Origin of the sequence: Pseudozobellia sp. WGM2 (genome assembly GCF_017810075.1) — a bacterium.
In the GTDB taxonomy this organism is placed as follows: Bacteria; Bacteroidota; Bacteroidia; order Flavobacteriales; family Flavobacteriaceae; genus JADNYK01.
On the sequence record NZ_JADNYK010000002.1, the window covers coordinates 1 to 21,237 of the forward strand.

A 21,237-nucleotide genomic window follows, 5' to 3' on the forward strand; every position below is an offset into this window, starting at 1 on the left:
AACGCTTCGGCAGAATCTTTCAATGCCAAGATAAAAGCATTTAGGGCGCAGTTCAGAGGTGTGAAAAATGTAGAATTCTTCCTATTTAGACTAACAACAATTTTTGCATAAACACAACAATTGTTCCTGATCCGTTTTTTGCGTACCAATAAACTTATATCAAAAAGAAAAAGCCGCTCAATTTCTTGAACGGCTTTCTAACTCTGCTCCCCCTCTTGGGCTCGAACCAAGGACCCTCTGATTAACAGTCAGATGCTCTAACCAACTGAGCTAAGGAGGAAGATATGTAGGCTTTAATTGCTCAAAGCGGGTGCAAATATAAATGTTTTTTTATTTGTGCCCAACAAAATTTTAATTCTATTTACTGGTAATCCATCGATAAAGGTCATTACCGTTGGCGAACAGTATAAGTGCCAGCAATAAAAAGAAACCTACCATTTGCGCATACTCTAAAAATTTATCACTTGGCTTTCTACCTGTAACAATTTCGTACAACAGAAACATCACGTGCCCACCATCTAATGCCGGTATAGGCAACAGGTTCAATACGGCCAACATAATCGATAGAAAGGCTGTTGTGGCCCAAAAGATTTCCCAGTTCCAAGAATCCGGGAAAAGTCCGCCAATGGCAGCAAATCCACCCACACCTTTATAAGCCCCCGTATCAGGATTAAAAATTTTCTTTAGTTGTTTCAAATAGCCCGTTAAGGTATTCACCCCTTTATTGAAGCCCGCAGGTATTGACTCCGTAAACGAATATTTAAGTGTTTCCAATCGTAAAAGACCTCTCTCCTCCATGTCTTTCATACTCGGTCGCCCCGGGAAAACACCGATTTTCGCCGAATCACTGATTACAACAGGTATCTCCTTTCTTACATTATTTTCACGAGCCACGGTCAAATTCACCTTGGCACCTTTATAATTTTCAAGAATTGGCCCTACTTGGTCAAAAAATTCTACTTTTTGATCACCGATAGCAACTATTTCATCAGCTTCCTGTAGTCCAGAATCTTTATTAGGTGACTCTGACGGAATACTACCAACGATAAAAGGCATGCGTAAGGTGAAAAATCTTGCCCGATCCATATCATCGATAAGGGTAGAAATAAAATCCACAGGTATTTCCTGTTCAATTACTTGCCCATCACGTTCTATCGTAATGCTGCTTCCGCTTACCAAGTCATTGAAAACGGTATTAAAATCCCTGATTTCTTCCCCGTCGATAGCTAAAATTTTATCGCCGGTCTGAATGCCTATTTTATCCCCTATTTCCTCTTCGACCACATGAACCCCGGCAGATAAACTATCGCCAGGTATAATCTGCTCGCCATAGGCATAGGCCATACCGATATAAATAATCAAGGCCAGAATAAAGTTCACGGTGACACCACCGATCATTATAATCAAACGCTGCCAGGCCGGTTTGCTGCGAAACTCCCACTCTTTGGGTTCTTCTTTCATGGCCTCGGTATCCATACTCTCATCAATCATACCGGCAATCTTCACATAACCACCCAGGGGTAGCCAACCTATACCATAAACGGTTTCGCCTATCTTTTTCTTGAAAAGTGAGAACTTAACGTCAAAAAACAGATAGAACTTTTCTACTCGTGTTTTAAAAAGTTTTGCGGGTATAAAATGACCTAATTCATGAAGTACGATCAACAGGGAAAGACTTAAAAAAAATTGAATGGTCTTGATCAATAATGGACTCATCTGAGTTTTCTAAAATTAAACGCCCAAAAGTACGCTATTAACTACTCTTAAAAAAAGGAAAGTTCATACTGAATTTGTTTTTAAGAAACTTTTAGTACGACCCCGAACGTGTTAACCTTGACGGCTTCACTGTACTAACGTATCTTTGTAAAAAAGATTATGCGATCATTTTTCGGCAAGTACAAACTTTTTGGGCTAGTGCTGTTCTGTCTGTCGGCAGTCATTATCTACCTCTTTTACAATGCCCTTCAGCCCAAAGAAATGCTCGCTATTTACCAACCTTCAATGGTCAACCCCGAACTGGTCGATAGCACGGTTCAATATGTGAAAAAATACCATACCGTAGCCGATTTTTCATTGATCAACCAAAATGGCGAGACCGTTACCCAAAAAGATTACGACCAAAAAATTTATATTGCTGACTTTTTCTTTACAACTTGCCCTACCATCTGCCCAATTATGACCAATAATATGGTCGATATTCAAAATCGAACCAAAAATGATGCTGAAGTAATGTTGTTGTCATACTCGGTAACTCCGCAAATTGATTCGGTCGCTCAATTAAAAAAGTATGCTTTGGAAAAGGGAGTCGATGACCGCAGGTGGAATTTAGTTACCGGCGATAAAAAACAGATATACGAGCTGGCCAGAAAATCGTACCTCGCAGTGAAAGATGATGGCGATGGAGGACCCTACGATATGATACATACCGAAAATTTTATTTTGGTGGATAAGGAACGACGCATTCGCGGATTTTACGATGGCACTAAAAAAGAGGAAGTCGATCAGCTCATGAATGACCTAGAAATTTTAAAGGAGTCTTACAGAGACTAGAGTTGATTTTTTGATTTCTGAAATACTACTACACAGCTAAAACATCATTTGTACAACCCGAGTACCTGCCTTTTTTTGACAATCCCCTTTCTGTTCGGGAATTTTACTTTAAATTTGCTCTTACTTATAATGAATCTAAATAAATATTGACAGCAACGGTCGCACAGTTACGGAGAGGGCAAAAGGGAATTATCAAAGAGTTTTCTGACGATTCGTTACCCATTAAACTTTTAGAATTGGGTTGTTTACCTGGTAATCAGATAGAAATGATACAGATTGCGCCGCTCAACGACCCTATATATATCAATGTAAACGGTTCTCACATCGCAATTAGAAGAGAAACTGCACATCTAATTGAATTAGACCTTATCGAAGACACCCATACCCTATGAGCAAACAGATTAACGTTGCCCTCATAGGTAACCCCAACACGGGAAAAACTTCGGTCTTTAACCAACTTACCGGCCTGAACCAAAAAGTGGGCAACTACCCCGGTATTACCGTTGAGAAAAAAGAAGGTATCTGTAAACTGCCCCGAGGTGTAAAAGCTCATATTCTTGATCTTCCGGGCACGTATAGCCTTAACACCACTTCTTTAGACGAAAGTGTAGCGGTCGAGTTGTTATTGAATAAAAATGATAAAGACCACCCTGATGTCGCAGTAGTAGTCTCAGATGTAGAAAACCTGAAACGAAACCTGCTTCTTTTTACCCAGATAAAAGATTTAAATATACCTGCCATTTTAGTCATTAATATGGCAGACCGCATGTCGCGAAAGGGCATTACGGTTGATATTCCTCTACTTGAAGAAAAGCTCGATACCAAAATAGCCTTGGTAAGTACCCGTAAAAGCCAAGGAATAGAAGAACTAAAAGAACTGATTGCCGATTACAGAAGTATTTCAAAGGCCAAAAATGTAGATATTTCCGTCATTTCGCCTGAGTACTTTAACAAACTGAAAGAAACTTTCCCACGTCAAGATCTTTACAAATTGTGGCTTGTCATTACCCAAGATGTCAATTTTATGCCGATTGAAAAGAAGCTGATCAATGATAGTTCTTCCTTTTCGACCAAATCGAAATCAGAGCTAAAAAGGCTGCAGCAAAAAGAGACCATTCTAAGGTACCAATTCATCAACGGTATCTTAAAGGAGACGTATAAAGTAGATATGGCCGTTGCCAAAGGGTTTAGGGCTACAATCGACAAGGTGTTGACCCACCGTGTTTTTGGTTATCTAATTTTCTTTTTTATTCTTCTATTGATTTTTCAAGCCATTTATTCATGGAGCGAATATCCCATGGACCTCATAGACGAACTGTTCGCTTCGGCAAGTGAATGGGTAAAAAACACACTGCCTGGCGGAGTGTTTACCAATCTTTTGGCAGAAGGAATTCTCGCAGGAATCGGAGGTATCGTAATATTCATTCCGCAAATTGCATTTCTTTTCTTTTTTATCTCGCTCTTAGAAGAAACGGGGTACATGAGCAGGGTGGTCTTTCTGATGGACCGTGTGATGCGACCGTTCGGATTAAGCGGAAAAAGTGTGGTGCCCTTAATTTCAGGTACCGCTTGCGCCATACCCGCAATTATGGCCACCCGAACGATTGAAAGTTGGAAGGAGAGGCTGATTACCATTTTGGTAACCCCATTTACTACCTGTTCGGCAAGGTTACCGATCTACCTTATCATTATAGCGCTGATCATACCCGAAGGAAGCTTTCTTGGCTTGGGCTACAAGCCGCTCACCCTAATGCTACTCTACCTTATAGGTTTTGGGGCCGCCATAGTTTCGGCCATGATATTGCATAAAATACTCAACATTCAAAGCCGTACTTTCTTTGTGGTAGAAATGCCGAATTACAAACTTCCACTTTTTAAAAATGTGGTGTATACTGTTTGGGAAAAGACCAAAAGTTTCGTGCTTGGTGCAGGTAAAATAATTTTGGCCATATCGGTGGTTCTCTGGTTTTTGGGTTCTAACGGATACTCAGAAGAATTCAATAATGCAGAAGAAATAGTAACTCAACGCATCGAGTCAGAGGGTCTTTCCGCATATAATCAAGAAAGTATTGCTAAAGACATTTCCATTTATGAGCAAAGCTTTAAGAACAATAGTGCTTCAAGCACCATAAATGCCGCCGCAGTTGAAGATTCGCTACAGCTTGCGCGAGCGGTATTGACCGAAAAGGCCATACAGCAAGAAATTTCAAGTTATAAACTCGAGAATTCATATATCGGAAACATGGGGAAAGCGATAGAGCCCATCGTTAGGCCCCTGGGCTATGACTGGAAAATCGGTATCGCCGTACTTACATCCTTCGCCGCTAGAGAGGTATTCGTAGGTACCTTGGCGACAATTTACAGTGTCGGAAGTGACGAAGAAGAGACCATTAAAAATCGTATGGCCGCTGAAGTGAATCCTGAGACCAAAGAGCCCTTGTTCAATCTAGCCTCGGGTATCTCACTGCTTTTGTTCTATGCCTTTGCGATGCAATGTATGAGTACCTTGGCCATTGTAAAAAGAGAGACCAATTCATGGAAATGGCCTACCGCCCAATTGGTTTTTATGAGCGCTTTTGCCTATATTGTAGCTTTCGTGGCCTACCAAATACTTAATTAGTGTTCAAAAAGAAAAACAGAAAATGATTCAATCGATATTAGTCTATATTATACTTGCCATTTCTGTGGGCTATCTAGCACAAAAATTCTTAGTGCCTAAAACACTCTTTTCTTCTAAAAAAAATAACCCAAAAGCTTGTGGTCAAGACGACTGTGGTTGCAGCTAATTGCTTTAAAGCTATTAAACTCGACCTTCTCTTTTGAAAATAACGCTCATTGAGTTAAAAAAAGAATAAATAGATACTAACGAAATCAAAAAATAGCCCGTAAGTTCGATTGCTATTGTTTTTTTTGAAAAGCAGAACTTAACTCGATTTTTGTGCCAAAGCTCTTATTACTTCTTTTTCTGGTCTCAGGTTTGGCCAATGGCCAATCAATCTCTTCACTTATTATCGATTCGGTCACTAAAAAGCCGGTACCCTACGCGACGGTTCAATTGAATAATCGTGGAATGATTACTAACGAAGAGGGGCGCTTCAAATTCTCTATATCGGAAAATATTAAGCCGACCGACTCCCTTTTTATTTCATGTATCGGTTACAATGGTATAGGCAAACCCTTGGAACAATTTACCGACAGCCTGATATATCTAAGTCCGAAAGCGATTGAACTGAAAGAGGTTATAGTTTCCAATAAGGAATACACTCCTCAGGAAATTTTGGAATTTGTAGAAGACAACATAGAAAAAAACTACTTCACCGAGTTCACTAAAAAACGGCTTTTTCTAAGGGAAACCTATCAGAATGAAATCATAAAGACCGATTATCAAATCAAGAAAAGCACCATTAACGCCTTCAACAAAAGCTTTTTAGATAGTGTAATATCAACCATACCCAAAACCAACACTTACTATACCGAAATGTTGGGAGACCTGTATGGTTCGGGCGATGCCGACGAACAAAAGTTGAATTTGATTAAAGCCTCTGAACTCTACGACAAAAACAAGGATATAGATTTAGAAAATCTAGAGGAAAGATTCAACCAAATTGTCAAGAAAAATATTAAAACCGATTCTTATTTTAAAGTAAAATCAGGACTCTTTGGTACCAAAATAGATGCTGACGAGATGGGCGATATTTTTGAAGAGGAAATAGACTCTACCGACGCTATCGCAGTTAATAAAAAATTAGAGGAAGAACTTGAAAGAAAGGAAGAACGCCGAAAATTCTTCTCAAAATACAAGCGGGAAACTTTGGGCAATCTGTTCGAGAACCTGCCCATTTTTGATGATACCGACTATAATGTAATTTTCAAACCGAGGCGCTATCATCTCAATTTAGAAACCTTTACCTATCTCGGTGACCAAGCCGTTTACGTAATTGGTTATGAGCCCGACGGCTCGCCGGAATTCAAGGGGAAACTTTACATCAACGCTGATGACTTCGCCCTCATTCGAATGGATTTTGAAAATGTCGAACCGCTTCGAGACTTCAAATTACTTGGGGTGTCGTTCAAAGAATACCTTGCAAAGGGCAGTATCATATTCGCCAAGGGCGCCGATCAGAAATACCATCTTAGATATTATAATATTATCAAAGGGGTCAGGGCCGGCTTCAAACGACCACTGGCTATAATCGAGAAGAACAAAAATGTTAAGGGCAGACGAAAACAGAACGAACTAAAACTCAAAGTAGATGCTGCCTTCGGTAATATCAATCGCTACGAACTGGTGGTTTTTGATGAAGCCCCTATTAGTGCTGCACAATTCGAATCGTATCAAGAGAGCAATGATGTACTGCCCACGTACATGCCGAATTACGACCCTAACTTTTGGGAAGGTTATAATATCATAGAACCCAATCGGGCCATAAAAGAATTCACTTCAGAAGTAGAACTGACCGATTAAACCCAGTTTCTAATAAAAGAAAAGAATAATAGCCCCCAACCGATAACCAGAAGCAAACCGCCCAAAGGCGTTATCGGACCAAGAAATCGAAGCTTTTTGCCTTTGGCCGAACTAAAGGTCAACCCATAAATACTAAAAGAGAACAAAAAGGTACCCAACATGAAACTGTAGGCCATATATTTCTCAAGGCTATTGTCAAGATTAAAATTAAAGCCTAAGATAATGAGCAGTAGAGCATGGTACATTTGATACTTTACCCCTGTCTCAAAGCTCCTCAGCTGCCCGTCTGAATAAATCTTTTTCAATGCATGTGCACCGAAAGCACCAAAAATTACGGCCAACAGGCCATACAACGCTCCGATACATTGGGTAATAAGTACCATACTTTTTTTGTGTAAAGATATAATCTTGTACCAAAAAGGCCGATCAGTACTGATCGGCCTTTTTTAAAATTTAAATTTTTTTATTCTTCGTCATAAAAGAACTGTTCTTTTACAATCTTACCTTCTTTAACCTCATAAACCGCAATTTCAGACATTTTGGAGCGTTGACCAGAAGGTTTGTGCGTGGTATCCATCTCAAATTTTACCGAAAACCAATTGTCGGCCACAATAGGTTCTGACACCGTATTACTATGTACCTCAAAGTTTTCTTGCCACCATTCACCCTTCTTTTTTATGCCTTCAAAGCCCTCAACAAAGGCACCTTCGCCACTGCCATCATTTTCGATGCTTACAATTTTATCACTATACAATTCCTGATAAGGTTTTTCAAAATCACCGGCTTTACACCAAGAGACCAGTTTAGTTGCAATTTCATTCGTGTCCATAGTATTGTTTAATTGGTTACCCAAACAATTTACTTCATACCGCACTTATTTACAACCCCTTGCGCAAATATTTAATGATATTTTAATACTGGATAAAACCCCGAATGGAAATATTGAAAAAGTTAGTTCGGTTCAACCGCTATTTTCTCGGAGAGTGTTTTGAACAGCTGTTCGGTATCGGTAGAGTCTTTTAGGTTCAAAAAGAGTTTTAATGAATCGTGATGCACCAATTTGATTTTAGAGCTCGCATAATTATCTACGAACACATAAACCTTTTTATCGGTCAACGAATCTTTGAATTCACGAAACACTCCCTTTTCCTTTTCAAGGGCAGAAAAGCCGTTGAGGCGCTCCATTGGTGGAATTTTATCCAATAATACAACGCTATCCAGTTCTGAAAAGTTAATATTCTGATAGTAAAAGCCAGACACGATTTTCATGCTTTGGTTATCTATCGACGTCCAATTTTTATAATGAAGAACAAAAGCGGCAAGACAGATGATTAGTGTCAATACAATTAAAAAGTTCCATAAACCATGTCGTTTTTTTTCCATATTCCACTTGCTTCCAATTAGAAGAACCTTACCATACAAACGTACAAAAGCGCAGAAAATTTTTTAAATCGAACGAATAATTTTATTTCCGATATTGAATGGTCTAATTATTCGATAGAAGTATTTATTAAACCCAAAAAACACCTACTTGCCAAACAAGATTTTCTATCTTCAAACCAAAATTCGACCCGTCAATTATGAACAAGGTAAACCTAGAGACCAAGAGACTTGAAGCGCATTATTCAAAAGAAAAAGATTGGCTGAAATGGGGGCCGTACCTAAGTGAACGTCAATGGGGTACGGTTCGTGAAGATTATAGTGTCAATGGTGATGCCTGGAATTATCTTCCGCATGATCATTCTCGCAGTAGAACCTACAGATGGGGCGAAGATGGTATCGCCGGTCTATCTGATCGATATTGCAACATTTGCTTTTCAGTAGCGCTCTGGAACGGAAAAGACCCTATCTTAAAAGAACGCTTGTTCGGTCTTACCGGCCCAGAGGGCAATCATGGGGAAGATGTGAAAGAACTCTATTATTATCTCGAGAATACCCCCACCCACTCGTACATGAAGCATTTGTACAAATACCCTCAAAATGAATTTCCGTACGAACATTTAGTGTCTGAAAATAAAAAACGGGGCAAACACGAAACCGAGTATGAACTTTTAGATACCGGCATTTTTGAAAAGAACGAATATTTCGATGTATATACGGAGTATGCCAAAAATGAAGAGGAAGATATACTCGTCAAAATTTCAATTGCCAACCGAGGCCCTAAAAAGGCTGAAATCAGTCTGTTACCTACTCTCTTGATCCGTAATTATTGGAGTTTTTTAGGTATGAATGAGAAACCCATCATCAAAAAGGAAGATAGTAATGAAGTTTCCAGTGTTTCTATAAACCATGAATATGTAGGTAAGTACAATTTATATTTTGAGAAGCCTTCAAAGTTTTTGTTTACCGAGAACGAAACTAATGTCGAACGTATTTTTAATGGTGAAAATGAACATCCTTATAAAAAAGACCTTTTTCATAAAGCTGTAATCGACAACGATTTTGAGTTGGCGGAAAAGAAAACCGAGGGTACAAAATTTTCACCACTGTATCAACTTGAAATTGAGGCCGGGTCAACTAAAACTATAAAACTTCGGTTGTCAAAAGAAAAAATAGATGCTCCGCTCGATGAGAAATTTGAAGCTGTTTTTTCACAACGCACAAAAGAATCTCAGTCGTTTCTTGAATCGGTTACCGAAAACTCCACTGACGAACAACGAGAAATTCAAAGACAGGCCTTTGCAGGTCTGCTTTGGACGAAACAATACTATAATTATGAAGTGGAACAATGGTTAAAGGGCGACCCTGATACATCTCCGCCAAAAGAACGTTTACATGGCAGAAATAGTGGTTGGACCACCTTTCGAAACCATGACATTTTATCAATGCCAGATGCCTGGGAATACCCTTGGTTCGCCGCTTGGGATTCAGCTTTTCATTGTGTCACCTTCTCCATGGTCGACCATGAATTCGCCAAAAAACAGCTTCTATTGTTCACCAAAGAGTGGTACATGGCCGCAAACGGTCAAATACCGGCCTACGAATGGAATTTCAGTGATGTTAACCCACCTGTTCAAGCATGGGCGGCTATACAGATCTACCAGATGGAACAGCGAAAGACGGGTAAGGGAGATCTTGATTTTTTAAAGCGAATGTTCAATAAACTGGCCCTGAATTTCACTTGGTGGGTCAATCGTGAAGATAGTTTGAACAAAAATGTTTTTGAAGGAGGTTTTTTAGGCTTGGACAATATCGGGGTCTTCGACCGAAGTAATGGTATACCGGGCGGTGGGGTGCTTGAACAGGTCGATGGTACCTCTTGGATGGCGCTTTATTGTTTGAACATGCTTGAAATGGCAATTGAAATTTCTCTTGATGACCCTGCGTTTGAAGACATGTGCATCAAATATTTTGGGCACTTTTGTTTCATTGCCGAAGCATTGAACAAAATTTCAGTTGATTCGTCCGGTTCGTGGGACGAAAAAGATGGCTTTTTCTACGATACGTTGATTTTACCGAATTCCGAAAGAATTCCCATCAAGGTTCGGTCAATTTCAGGTCTGTTGTCACTTGCGGCAGTGCTCAATATTCGAAAAGAACGTTTAGATAAGCTACCTCGATTCAAATCGAGTATGGAATGGTACCGAAAATACCGTTTAGAGAACAGCAAATACCAAATAATCGAAGAATATCGAACCGATAAAGACGTGCTCTTATCTCTAGTACCTAGAGAACGGCTCAATGTTTTAATCAACAGCATTTTAGATGAGACCGAATTTTTGAGCGATTACGGTATTCGGTCATTATCAAAAGCACATGAAAACCCCTATACGGTTCAAATTGACGGTAGTTCTTATAGTATCAATTATGAAAGTGCCGAATCGCGAACCGATCTCTTCGGAGGAAACTCAAACTGGCGTGGGCCAATTTGGATGCCCATGAACTATATTTTCATTAGCACCTTTAAAGAATACCATAATTATTTTGAAGACGATTTAAAATACGCCTATCCGTCAGGAAGTGACAACTATTTAAATCTAAAGGAAATTGCTTTTGAAATCAGCAAACGACTTATTGCGATTTTCAAAGAAGATGCTGAAGGAAATCGACCTGTGAACGCGCTTGACCATGAAAAATATACTGATAAGTATTTTAAAGAATTGATTTTGTTCTATGAATATTTTGATGGAAATAACGGGCGTGGCGTGGGTGCCTCTCACCAGACCGGATGGACGGCCCTCGTGGCCAATTTAATTGAAGAGATTAATCGATAATATGTTTTTCATAATCGTACCGCCAAAGAAAATCCTGCTGAACATAAACTTAGGCACTATTAAGTCGTGTTAAATCATTTACAAAAATTGTATCTTTAGCGCAATAAATGACAAAACTACTTTCCATATCGATTTCGCTGCTGATCTTGATTCAAAGTTTTGGTATTCATGTGGATGATATACTCGTTTTCGACGACCTAATCGAACACGCCGAATTTCACTCAAAAGAATACGGAGATGATTTTTTCGTTTTTATCTCGAAACACTATGGTGCGCTCAAAGCTGAGCACAGTACGAAACATCAAGAAGAGAAGGAAGAACACGAACAATTACCTTTTCAACACCAATGCCATACCGCTTCTATCTCAGTTTTTGTATTGAATCAATTTAATACTTATCCATTGGAAATTGAAATGGTCGTAGACCGCGATTCCAATTATTTTTACCAAGTTTCTTATCACTCTTTGGCCCAAGACGGCCTTTTTCAGCCACCTCGACAAGCATAGTCCTACTCTTTACTTTTTTAACTACACGAAGCTCTGACGTTTCGTGTATTCTGTAATCATTATTCCTATGGACTATGCTTTCATTTTTAATAAATTTCAGTATACGTAACAAGTTTATCGTATTTCTATTTACCGGCCTTATTACAGGTTTTGGCATTTATTCTTTAACCCAGATTCCTATTGGTGCGGTGCCTGATATTACCAATAATCAAGTGCAGGTAATTACTACCTCTCGAAACTTATCTACTCAAGATATAGAGCAATTTATCACCTTTCCCGTAGAGCTTGAAATGGCAAATTTGCCGGGGGTACAAGAGATTCGTTCAATTTCAAAGTTCGGACTCTCAGTAGTAACCATTGTTTTTGATGATGACCTTGGCACCTATTTACCGCGTCAATTGATTGCGGAGAAAATCAAATCGGCTTCCGAAAAAATTCCTGAGGGTTTTGGTACGCCAGAGATGGGACCTATAACCACCGGCTTGGGAGAAATCTACCAATATGTTCTAGATGTAAAGCCCGGTTATGAAGATTTATATAATCCTACCGAATTACGCACTATTCAAGATTGGGTCATAAAACGTCAACTTTCTGGTATTCCTGGGGTGGTAGAGGTGAATAGCTGGGGTGGCTTTCTGAAACAATATGAAGTTGCCATCAAAACGGAAAAACTGAACGCCATGAACATCACGGCGCAAGAAGTTTTTACCGCATTGGAGAAAAACAATAACGTTGCCGGCGGCGGTTATATTGAAAAGGTCGATCAGGCCTATTTTATACGTGGCGAGGGGTTGGTGGAAACCCTCGAGGACATCAAAAACATTATGGTCACGCGAAAAAACAATATTCCTGTCTACGTTAAAGACATAGCCGAGGTAGGCTATGGTAGCGCTACCCGTTTCGGTGCGATTACCGGAAATGGTGAAGGCGAGAAAGTACTTGGTCAAGTGATGATGCTCAAAAATGCCAACTCGAAAAAAGTTATCGACGCGGTAAACGAGCGTGTCCAGGCCATTTCAACATTACTGCCCAAAGGGGTTTATATAAATCCGTTTTTGGATCGTAGTGAACTTATCGCCAAAACGACCTTTACCATTTCTGAAAACCTCATTTTAGGTTTTTTGATTGTTATTTTTGTAGTAGTACTCTTATTAGGAAACTTCAGGTCTGGCCTGGTCGTCGCTTCTGTCATTCCGTTATGTTTGTTATTTGCACTATCTCTCATGTACATTTTTGGGGTAGATGCCAACCTCATGAGCTTAGGGGCTATCGATTTCGGAATCATAATTGACGGAGCGGTAATCATAGTTGAGTTTGTAGCCTATCAGATTACCGCTAAAAGCACTGAACTTCAAGCTCTAAATTCGGCAGAAATGCAAGCTGAAAAAGATACTATTACGTTCAAAGGTGCCTCGAAAATGATGAATTCTGCCATTTTTGGGCAGTTGATTATTCTTATTGTTTTCATTCCTATATTATCATTGAGTGGGGTTGAAGGAAAAATGTTCAAACCCATGGCATTGGCCTTTAGTTTTGCCCTCATCGGTGCAATGGTATTGTGTTTCACCTATGTACCCGTGGTGGCCTCTTTATTTCTAAAACCTTCACTTTCTTCCGATAAGAATATTTCTGTTCGATTGATGAAATGGTTGAATGCCCGTTACGACCCGATTATTGATTGGGCCTTACGCAGCAAAAAACTGGTATTAGGTCTGGCAGCTCTACTTTTGATAATAACCGTGGTGCTATTTTCAAGAATGGGGGGTGAATTCGTACCTACTTTAGATGAAGGAGACTTCGTAATTCAACCTGTACTCAAAACAGGAACATCTCTTGGCAAGACTGTTGAAATCACCACTAAAATCGAAAAAATTCTCATCAATACCTTTCCAGAAGTACGCCAGGTCGTAACCCGCATCGGGGCGGCAGAAGTGCCTACCGATCCTATGTCGATGGAAGAAAGTGACGTAATTATTGTGCTCAAACCAAAAAGCGAATGGGTATCTGCAGAAAGCAAAGATGAATTGGCAAATAAGTTCAAAGAAGCCTTGGCCATCATTCCCGGCATGAATGTCGAATTCACCCAGCCCATTGAAATGCGGTTTAACGAGCTTATCACTGGCGTTCGTGCCGATATAGCCATAAAGATTTTTGGAGAAGACCTCAATATATTGAGTAAAAAGGGCAATGAAATCAAAAATCTCATCGAAAATGTAGTAGGTGCCGCCGATATCTCTGTAGAGAAGATTGTAGGACTTCCGCAAATGAATGTCAAATATAATCGGGCCAAGATAGCCCGTTATGGCCTCAATATTGAAGATTTGAATAGTATGGTTTCCATGGGCTTTGCAGGTCGAACTGTTGGAAGTGTTTTTGAAGGTGAGAAACGTTTTGATTTGGTCGTTCGCCTAAATTCAGAAAAGCGAAAAGATATAGACAATCTTAAAAATCTGTATGTAGATATTCCAAACGGAGGAAAGATTCCACTGAGCGAACTTGCTGAAGTCAGTTATCAAAAAGGCGCCGCCAAAATTGCGCGGGATAACACCCAAAGACGGATTGTTGTCGGTATTAATGTAAGAGACCGTGATTTACAGTCGGTAGTAGATGATGTACAACAACTGATTAACGGAAATATAACGCTGCCTAAGGGTTATTACATAACCTACGGAGGTCAGTTCGAGAATTTGCAGAGTGCCAAATCTCGGCTTCTAATAGCAGTGCCCATTGCACTACTATTAATTTTTGTACTACTCTATTTCGCATTTAAATCAGTCAAGGAAGCCCTATTGATATATTCGGCGATACCATTATCTGCCGTTGGTGGGGTTTTGCTCCTATGGTTTCGTGATATGCCCTTTAGTATTTCTGCCGGGGTTGGTTTTATAGCACTTTTCGGTATTGCGGTGCTTAACGGTATTGTGCTCATCGAACATTTTAAAGAGCTCAAAAAACAACATTATGAAGATATGGAATCATTAATAAAGCAAGGAACCAAAGACCGTTTACGAGCCGTATTGTTAACTGCGGCGGCGGCGGCCTTAGGCTTCTTACCCATGGCCATTTCTACCAACGCAGGCGCCGAAGTACAACGCCCTCTGGCCACTGTTGTTATCGGCGGACTTATTACGGCAACAATACTAACTTTGGTAGTACTTCCGGTACTTTATATACTATTCGAAAAGCGAAAGATTGAAGCGAAAAAACCTGCTCTTAATAATAATGTGAGCATAGGGCTCATATTTATTGCCCTAACTTTTTCCTCTGTTGGAAAGGCTCAAGAGAATCAGAAGAACTTAGAAGAACTCATTGCCTTGGCTATCCAAAACAATGCAGATCTGAAAGCGGCACATCTGAATATAAAACAATCAGAGGCATTGATTGGTTCGGCATTCGATTTCGATAAGACTTCAGTATATTATCAACTCGATCAGAACAATTTATCTGTGGGCGACCTACCACTCAATGTTTTTGGGGTACAACAAGATTTCTTATTTCCTACAGTGTATTTCGCCAAGAAGAAAGTGAACAAAGCGAATTTAAACCTGAGTTCTAGCCGCTACGCCGTACAAGAAAAAGAATTAAAACGAGAGGTGACTTCTGCATTTTATGCATATCTATATGCCCAAGAAAAGAAAGCAATTTATTTGCGTTTGGATAGTTTGTACCAAAACTTCGCGAATATGGCAAAACGCCGTTTCGAATTGGGCGAAACAAATTATTTGGAGAAAATAATGGCCTCATCAAAACAACGACAACTGCAAATTGCCCTAGAACAAGCACACCAAGATGTCGTCATTGCCAGTACCGATCTATCAGCAAAAACACAGATAAAAGATAGTCTACGTATCGCCCCTGTATTAATGGATAAAATAATCTTGAGCCAAGTGAATATTGAGAAAACTGTAGAAATGACTTACGTTCAAAATACCATTGACCTGGCAAAAGCCAAGCGAAAAATGGAAGTTCAACATCTGTTACCCGATATTAGCTTAAACTATTTTCAAGGTACCAATAGGGCTTTTGAAGGCCATCTTTATGGATATCAAGCAGGTCTAAAAATTCCATTATTTTTTGGAGGAAATACTTCCCGAATAAAGGCCTCGAAAATTGCCGAGCAAATAAAGGTCGAAAAATCTAAATCATTTAGAATAAAAATGAATGCTCGTTATAAAGAGCTAAGGGCACAATATGAAAAACTGGCAAAGGCCTTGGAATATTACGAAGTTGAGGGCGCCGAGCTTTCTGAAGAGATTTTGAAAACAGCCGATTTAAGTTTTAAAAATGGGGAAATCGATTTTTTTCAATACATACAAAGTATCGAAAACGCCAATGAGATACAACTCAATAGACTCGAGAATTTGAATGAGTATAACCAAACGGTAATTCAGCTCAATTATCTCAGTTTATAAAACCATAAACAGCCCAAAAAAAGTTTAAAAAATAAAAAAATGAGAAAAACAATTTATATAGTTATCATCTCCCAAGTTATACTTATAAATAGCTGTGGTGAGAGACAGAACGTCGAGAATTTAGCTTCTGAAACTGAAAATAGCGATGAAAGCATAACAATTACGAAAGAACAATTCAATACCGGTGATATGACCTTGGGAAGCCTTGAAGAAAAGTCTTTTCCGACAACCATAAAGACCAACGGAATGATAGATGTGCCACCGGAAAACAGGGCGGTGGTAAGTGCCACTATGGGTGGTTATATTAAACAAACACCTTTACTTATAGGAGATTCGGTTAAGAAGGGACAAATGTTGGTCATCATCGAAAACCCTGAATTTGTTACCCTACAACAAGACTACATGGAAGTCAAACAAAAGCTGACCTTTCTAGAATCGGAATATAATCGCCAGAAAACCCTAAGGGAAGAAAATATAACTTCTCAAAAAAGTTTTCTAAAGGCGGAAAGCGATTTTAGAACTGCCCATGCACGGTATAACGGACTTAAAAAACAATTATCAATGCTAAATATCTCTTCTGCCCAAGTTGAAAAGGGAAATATAAGTTCGACAACAACTATCTATGCCCCCATTAGCGGAAGCATTACCAAAATGAACGTGACAAAAGGCACCTTTGTATCGCCAGCTTCCCCTATTCTAGAAATCATCGACAACAATCATATTCATCTCGAACTTTCCATTTTCGAAAAAGATATTATGAAAATTAAAAAGGGGCAATCCATTAGGTTTCGAATTCCCGAAGCCTCCGATAAAACTTTTGAAGCAGAGGTTTATTTAATCGGCACATCCATAGACGAAAACCGCACAATCAAAGTACACGGTCATTTACATGAAGAGAGTCAAAATAACTTTTTAACAGGTATGTTTATCGATGCGGCCATTATTACCGGAAACAGCCATGGCAAGGGCTTACCTTCAACAGCCATTGTAGAAGATAACGATAAATTCTTTGTGCTAAGGGCCATAGAAAACAATGATAAACAATATGTCTTTGAACAGATTGAGGTTATGATCAAGAATATTTCCGATGGCTTTACTGAAATCTCGAATCCGGAGCGATTTTCAACTTCAGACAAGTTTCTCACAAAAGGGGCATTTGACATGGTTGGCGAAAAAACTGGGGGTCATGGTCATTGATTTTGCAGTTTACCCCAATCCCACATCCAAAGTCATCATAATGATAAAACCTGCTACAAAACCCATTACAGCTATATCGGAGTGCTCATCTTGTTGAGTTTCCGGTATTACCTCTTCGACTACCACAAAAATCATGGCGCCTGCGGCAAAGGAGAGCGCGTAAGGTAGAATAGGTTGAAAAGTCAATACGGCCCATGCTCCAATAACGGCGGCCACAGGTTCAACCAATGCAGATGCCTGACCGTACATGAAACTTCTCTTTCTGGTTAGCCCCTGTCTTCTTAGGGGCATGGCAACAGCGAACCCTTCAGGGAAATTCTGCAATCCGATACCCATAGCCAGAGCAACGGCCCCACCGATAGTAGCCCCATCGAAGCCAGCGGCAACCCCACCAAAGAGCACCCCTACAGCAAGGCCTTCGGGAATATTATGAAGTGTTATGGCCAAAGTTAAAAGGGTGGTTCGGTGCCAAGGAGTTTTCACGCCCTCTGCATCACCTTCCTTGAAATTTAAATGCAAGTGAGGCAAAATCTTATCCAATCCGAAGAGAAAAAGCGCTCCGAGAAAAAAACCGACCGCCGCCGGAATCACTTTTACAAAGCCTTCGCCCGGACTCATTTCAATACCGGGCGCCAGGAGACTCCAAAAACTGGCGGCAACCATTACGCCGCCCGTAAAACCTAACATGCCGTCCATCACAGCTCTATTGGGGTTTTTAAAGAAAAAGACCAAGGCCGCCCCAGCTGCAGTTAGGCCCCAAGTAAAAAGCGTAGCATAGAACGCCGCCAAGATGGGGTCTATAGATTCAAAATACTCAATGATTTGTTCCATGGCTATTCGGTAATTTTAAGGTACAGATTGGTTGCAATCTGACTTGAAATGTGAATTTTATTATTTTTAATTTGAATATGTAGCGAACCATCAAACTCCTCTTTATCTAAAACAAGAATGCTATCACCCAAAGCAATTTTATTCTTGTCTAAGAATTTTAGGAAAGGAGGTGACGAATCTTTTACTCCCACACAGATACCACTAGTTCCAATGGGCACCTCGTTCAACAGCTTCTTGATGGCCTTTTTAAACTCTCCCTTTTTTGAAGGTATCGGGTCACCATGCGGATCCACTTGCGGAAAACCAAGGTGCTTATCTAAACTATCGATAAGCTTTTCACTTTTAATATGCTCTAACTGCTCTGCCACATCATGCACCTCATCCCAAGAGAAATCAAGCTTCTCCACCAAAAAAACCTCCCATAATCGATGTTTTCGCACCAAAGTCAAAGCCGTTTTTTGACCGTATTCGGTAAGACTGACACCTTTGTATGGCTTATAATTGACCAAGCCCTTTTCCGCAAGTTTTTTAACCATATCGGTCACCGACGAAGGTTTTGTTTCCATTTGCTCCGCTACGGCATTTGTGGAAACCGTAACGTTGTCTCCCTTTCCCAAATGATAAATGGCCTTAATGTAGTCTTCTTCAGAAAGTGTCATAAAAATTTCTTACACCGTAAAAATACATTTTTATATCTAAAAACAAATATTTAGTTTTGTCTAAAAATTAATTTAACCGAACTAAAATAAATATTTTGACCATACGTTATTTATATTTTGTGATTGGGCTAGTATTCTTAGCAAATACTTGTATGTCCGCACAAAATGTCGAAATAAATGGTACTGTTACCGATAGCGAATTTCCCGTTGCTTTTGCAAATGTCTATTTAGAAGGAACAGCTTTTGGCACAGCTACTGACGAAAATGGTCTTTTTACTTTAAGCAATATTCCATCAGGGCCATATAAATTGAAGGTAAAGGTTTTGGGATACCTTCCTTTCAGTAAAAAATTAGATTTAAGAGAACAGGGAAACAGAAACCTAAACATCACCTTAAACGAAACTAGCGAACAACTAGAAGAAACGGTCGTGACCGGGACCTTAAAAGCGGTAAGCCGTTCTGAAAGTCCTGTAGCGGTGGAGGTCTATAGTCCTACTTTCCTCAAAAAAAACCCCACAGCTAGCATTTTCGAGGCCTTACAGAATGTAAACGGGGTACGCCCGCAAGTTAATTGTAATGTATGTAATACCGGCGACATTCACATTAACGGTCTTGAAGGACCCTATACTTTGGTGTTAATCGATGGTATGCCTATTGTAAGCGGTCTGGGAACAGTCTACGGATTATCAGGAATACCGAACTCACTTATCGACCAAATTGAAATCGTGAAAGGTCCCGCTTCTAGCCTATACGGAAGTGAAGCCGTTGGCGGACTCATAAACATTATTACAAAAAACACGCTAGAAGCCCCAGACTTTTTTGCCGATGCCTTTGCTACCGGCTGGGGCGAATACAATTTGGATGTTGGAGCAAAAATAAATTTTGGTGAAAAGACAGATATGCTTCTAGGGGTCAATTACTTTAATTATGATGAAATTATTGACAACAATGGGGATAACTTCACCGATTTGACCCTACAGGATAGAGTTTCAGTTTTTCAAAAATGGAATTTCCGTCGTGATGATTCCCGAATCTTCTCACTGGCTGGGCGATTTTTCTATGAAGACCGATGGGGAGGTGAACTTCAATGGACACCCGAATTCAGAGGAGGTGATGAGATATACGGTGAGAGTATTTATACCACGCGTTGGGAGGTGTTAGGTAAATATCAACTTCCTGTAGCTGAAAAGCTTTTATTATCCTTTTCTTATAATGACCACAGCCAAAATTCAGTCTATGGCGACGTGCCCTACATAGCGGATCAGCGTATCGGTTTTGGGCAATTGACTTGGGACAAGGTTTTAAACCGCCATGACCTTCTCTTCGGCAGTTCTATTCGTTATAACTATTATGATGATAATACCCCGGCGACCGAAATAGCGGACGAAGTGGTCATACCCAGTCTATTTGCGCAAGATGAAATTGAACTGGCTAAAAAACATTCGCTGCTCTTGGGGCTACGATACGATTATGACAAGCGCCATGGCAATATTTTAACCCCGAGAACAGCCTATCGATGGCGTGTTAATGATAATGATATTTTGAGATTTAATGCCGGCACCGGTTTTCGTGTGGTCAACCTCTTTACCGAAGAACATGCTGCACTGACCGGAGCCCGTGAGGTGGTGGTTACCGAAGAATTAAAACCCGAGCGCTCTGTAAACTTCAATCTCAATTATTTGAAAAAAATATACGCCGACAACGGTACTTTTGTTGGGCTTGACGCCTCGGTTTTCTATACCTCTTTTAGCAATGCTATCTTACCGGATTATGACACCGACCCCAATCAAATTATTTACGACAATCTTAACGGAAAATCTGTTTCGAAAGGTGTGAGCGCCAATATTGATGTTGTTTTCCCGAGTGGGTTTAAATTTTTGCTCGGGGCAACTCTACAAGATGTTAGTCAAACTGAAAATGGTATTTCACAACGGCAGATCCTCACTGAGAGTTTTACCGGCACTTGGAACGTCTCTTACGAATTTCGACCTATACAGCTTTCCGTTGATTATACCGGAAACCTCTACGGACCTATGCTTTTACCAGTATTGGGAGAAAATGATCCTAGAAGCGAATACTCCCCAACTTGGAGTATTCAAAACATTCAGTTTACGTTTAAAGGGCTTAAAAATTTTGAAATCTATGGAGGGGTAAAAAACCTTTTAGACTGGACACCGAACAGAGGAAATCCATTCATAATTGCCCGTGCAAATGACCCTTTTGATAAGAATGTTACATTTGACCCGAACGGCGATGCTGTAGCCACGGTCGATAATCCGTATGCGCTAACATTCGACCCTTCTTATGTTTATGGCCCAAATCAAGGAATCAGGGGTTTCTTCGGACTCCGGTATCGGATAAATTAGACGAGTTTTATTCCCTACTTTTGGTAAACTGAAGTCA

At 39.9% G+C, this 21,237-nt stretch carries 15 protein-coding genes and 1 tRNA gene; 9 read left to right on the forward strand and 7 right to left on the reverse strand.

Translation table 11 applies throughout. The features are described from left to right. Positions 1-206: 206 nt before the first annotated feature. Together IV512_RS03630 and rseP are read right to left on the reverse strand one after the other, a co-directional pair. Positions 207-280, reverse strand: a tRNA-Asn gene (locus tag IV512_RS03630). Positions 281-357: 77 nt separating this feature from the next. Next, positions 358-1,716 carry an RIP metalloprotease RseP gene (gene rseP / locus IV512_RS03635; RefSeq protein ID WP_209400722.1) on the reverse strand — a complete coding sequence of 453 codons (1,359 nt, stop codon included), beginning with the start codon at positions 1,714-1,716 and terminating at the stop codon, positions 358-360. Between the two features lie 159 nt (positions 1,717-1,875). On the opposite strand from rseP, the gene IV512_RS03640 reads away from it, so the two are divergent. The 4 genes from IV512_RS03640 (at position 1,876) to IV512_RS03655 (ending at position 7,015) form a co-directional block, all read left to right on the forward strand. Next, positions 1,876-2,550, forward strand: coding sequence for an SCO family protein (locus IV512_RS03640; RefSeq protein ID WP_209400725.1), 675 nt, complete (start codon positions 1,876-1,878; stop codon positions 2,548-2,550). 146 nt (positions 2,551-2,696) lie between these two features. Then, positions 2,697-2,942: a FeoA family protein gene (locus IV512_RS03645; protein WP_100870531.1), complete on the forward strand. Its 246-nt coding sequence runs from the start codon at positions 2,697-2,699 to the stop codon at positions 2,940-2,942. Next, positions 2,939-5,170, forward strand: coding sequence for a ferrous iron transport protein B (feoB, locus tag IV512_RS03650; RefSeq protein WP_209400727.1), 2,232 nt, complete (start codon positions 2,939-2,941; stop codon positions 5,168-5,170). The genes IV512_RS03645 and feoB overlap by 4 nt, the downstream gene beginning before the upstream one ends. A 318-nt stretch (positions 5,171-5,488) precedes the next feature. Next, a complete protein-coding gene (locus IV512_RS03655; protein WP_209400730.1) occupies positions 5,489-7,015 on the forward strand; it encodes a carboxypeptidase-like regulatory domain-containing protein in 1,527 nt (508 codons plus the stop codon). Here IV512_RS03655 and IV512_RS03660 read toward each other — a convergent pair. The 3 genes from IV512_RS03660 to IV512_RS03670 all read right to left on the reverse strand — a co-directional run bounded on the left by IV512_RS03660 (position 7,012) and on the right by IV512_RS03670 (position 8,398). Beyond that, positions 7,012-7,398 (reverse strand): DUF423 domain-containing protein, encoded by a 387-nt coding sequence (locus IV512_RS03660; protein ID WP_209400732.1) that lies wholly within the window; start codon positions 7,396-7,398, stop codon positions 7,012-7,014. The two genes, IV512_RS03655 and IV512_RS03660, sit on opposite strands and share 4 nt — an antisense overlap. Before the next feature lie 80 nt (positions 7,399-7,478). After that, positions 7,479-7,844 (reverse strand): nuclear transport factor 2 family protein, encoded by a 366-nt coding sequence (locus IV512_RS03665; RefSeq protein WP_100870527.1) that lies wholly within the window; start codon positions 7,842-7,844, stop codon positions 7,479-7,481. A gap of 122 nt (positions 7,845-7,966) precedes the next feature. Then, the gene (locus IV512_RS03670; protein ID WP_209400734.1) at positions 7,967-8,398 is read right to left on the reverse strand and encodes a hypothetical protein; all 432 of its coding nucleotides are present in this window, start codon (positions 8,396-8,398) and stop codon (positions 7,967-7,969) included. A gap of 197 nt (positions 8,399-8,595) precedes the next feature. Between IV512_RS03670 and IV512_RS03675 the strand changes: the two genes are divergently transcribed. The 4 genes from IV512_RS03675 (at position 8,596) to IV512_RS03690 (ending at position 17,344) form a co-directional block, all read left to right on the forward strand. Continuing rightward, positions 8,596-11,229, forward strand: a complete 2,634-nt coding sequence (locus tag IV512_RS03675; RefSeq protein ID WP_209400736.1) for a glucosidase — start codon at positions 8,596-8,598, stop codon at positions 11,227-11,229. Positions 11,230-11,336: 107 nt separating this feature from the next. Continuing rightward, on the forward strand, positions 11,337-11,735 hold the full coding sequence (locus tag IV512_RS03680; protein WP_100870525.1) for a hypothetical protein: 399 nt from the start codon (positions 11,337-11,339) through the stop codon (positions 11,733-11,735). Between the two features lie 74 nt (positions 11,736-11,809). Then, positions 11,810-16,147: a CusA/CzcA family heavy metal efflux RND transporter gene (locus IV512_RS03685; protein ID WP_209400738.1), complete on the forward strand. Its 4,338-nt coding sequence runs from the start codon at positions 11,810-11,812 to the stop codon at positions 16,145-16,147. A gap of 39 nt (positions 16,148-16,186) precedes the next feature. Continuing rightward, complete coding sequence (locus tag IV512_RS03690; protein WP_209400740.1) at positions 16,187-17,344, forward strand: efflux RND transporter periplasmic adaptor subunit; 1,158 nt, start codon at positions 16,187-16,189, stop codon at positions 17,342-17,344. A gap of 9 nt (positions 17,345-17,353) precedes the next feature. Here the strand turns inward: IV512_RS03690 and IV512_RS03695 are convergent, their stop codons facing one another. After that, positions 17,354-18,175 carry a ZIP family metal transporter gene (locus tag IV512_RS03695; RefSeq protein ID WP_209400742.1) on the reverse strand — a complete coding sequence of 274 codons (822 nt, stop codon included), beginning with the start codon at positions 18,173-18,175 and terminating at the stop codon, positions 17,354-17,356. Between the two features lie 2 nt (positions 18,176-18,177). Beyond that, on the reverse strand, positions 18,178-18,834 hold the full coding sequence (locus IV512_RS03700; RefSeq protein WP_209400744.1) for a metal-dependent transcriptional regulator: 657 nt from the start codon (positions 18,832-18,834) through the stop codon (positions 18,178-18,180). Positions 18,835-18,986: 152 nt separating this feature from the next. On the opposite strand from IV512_RS03700, the gene IV512_RS03705 reads away from it, so the two are divergent. Beyond that, positions 18,987-21,200 (forward strand): TonB-dependent receptor, encoded by a 2,214-nt coding sequence (locus IV512_RS03705; RefSeq protein WP_209400746.1) that lies wholly within the window; start codon positions 18,987-18,989, stop codon positions 21,198-21,200. Positions 21,201-21,237: the final 37 nt, after the last annotated feature.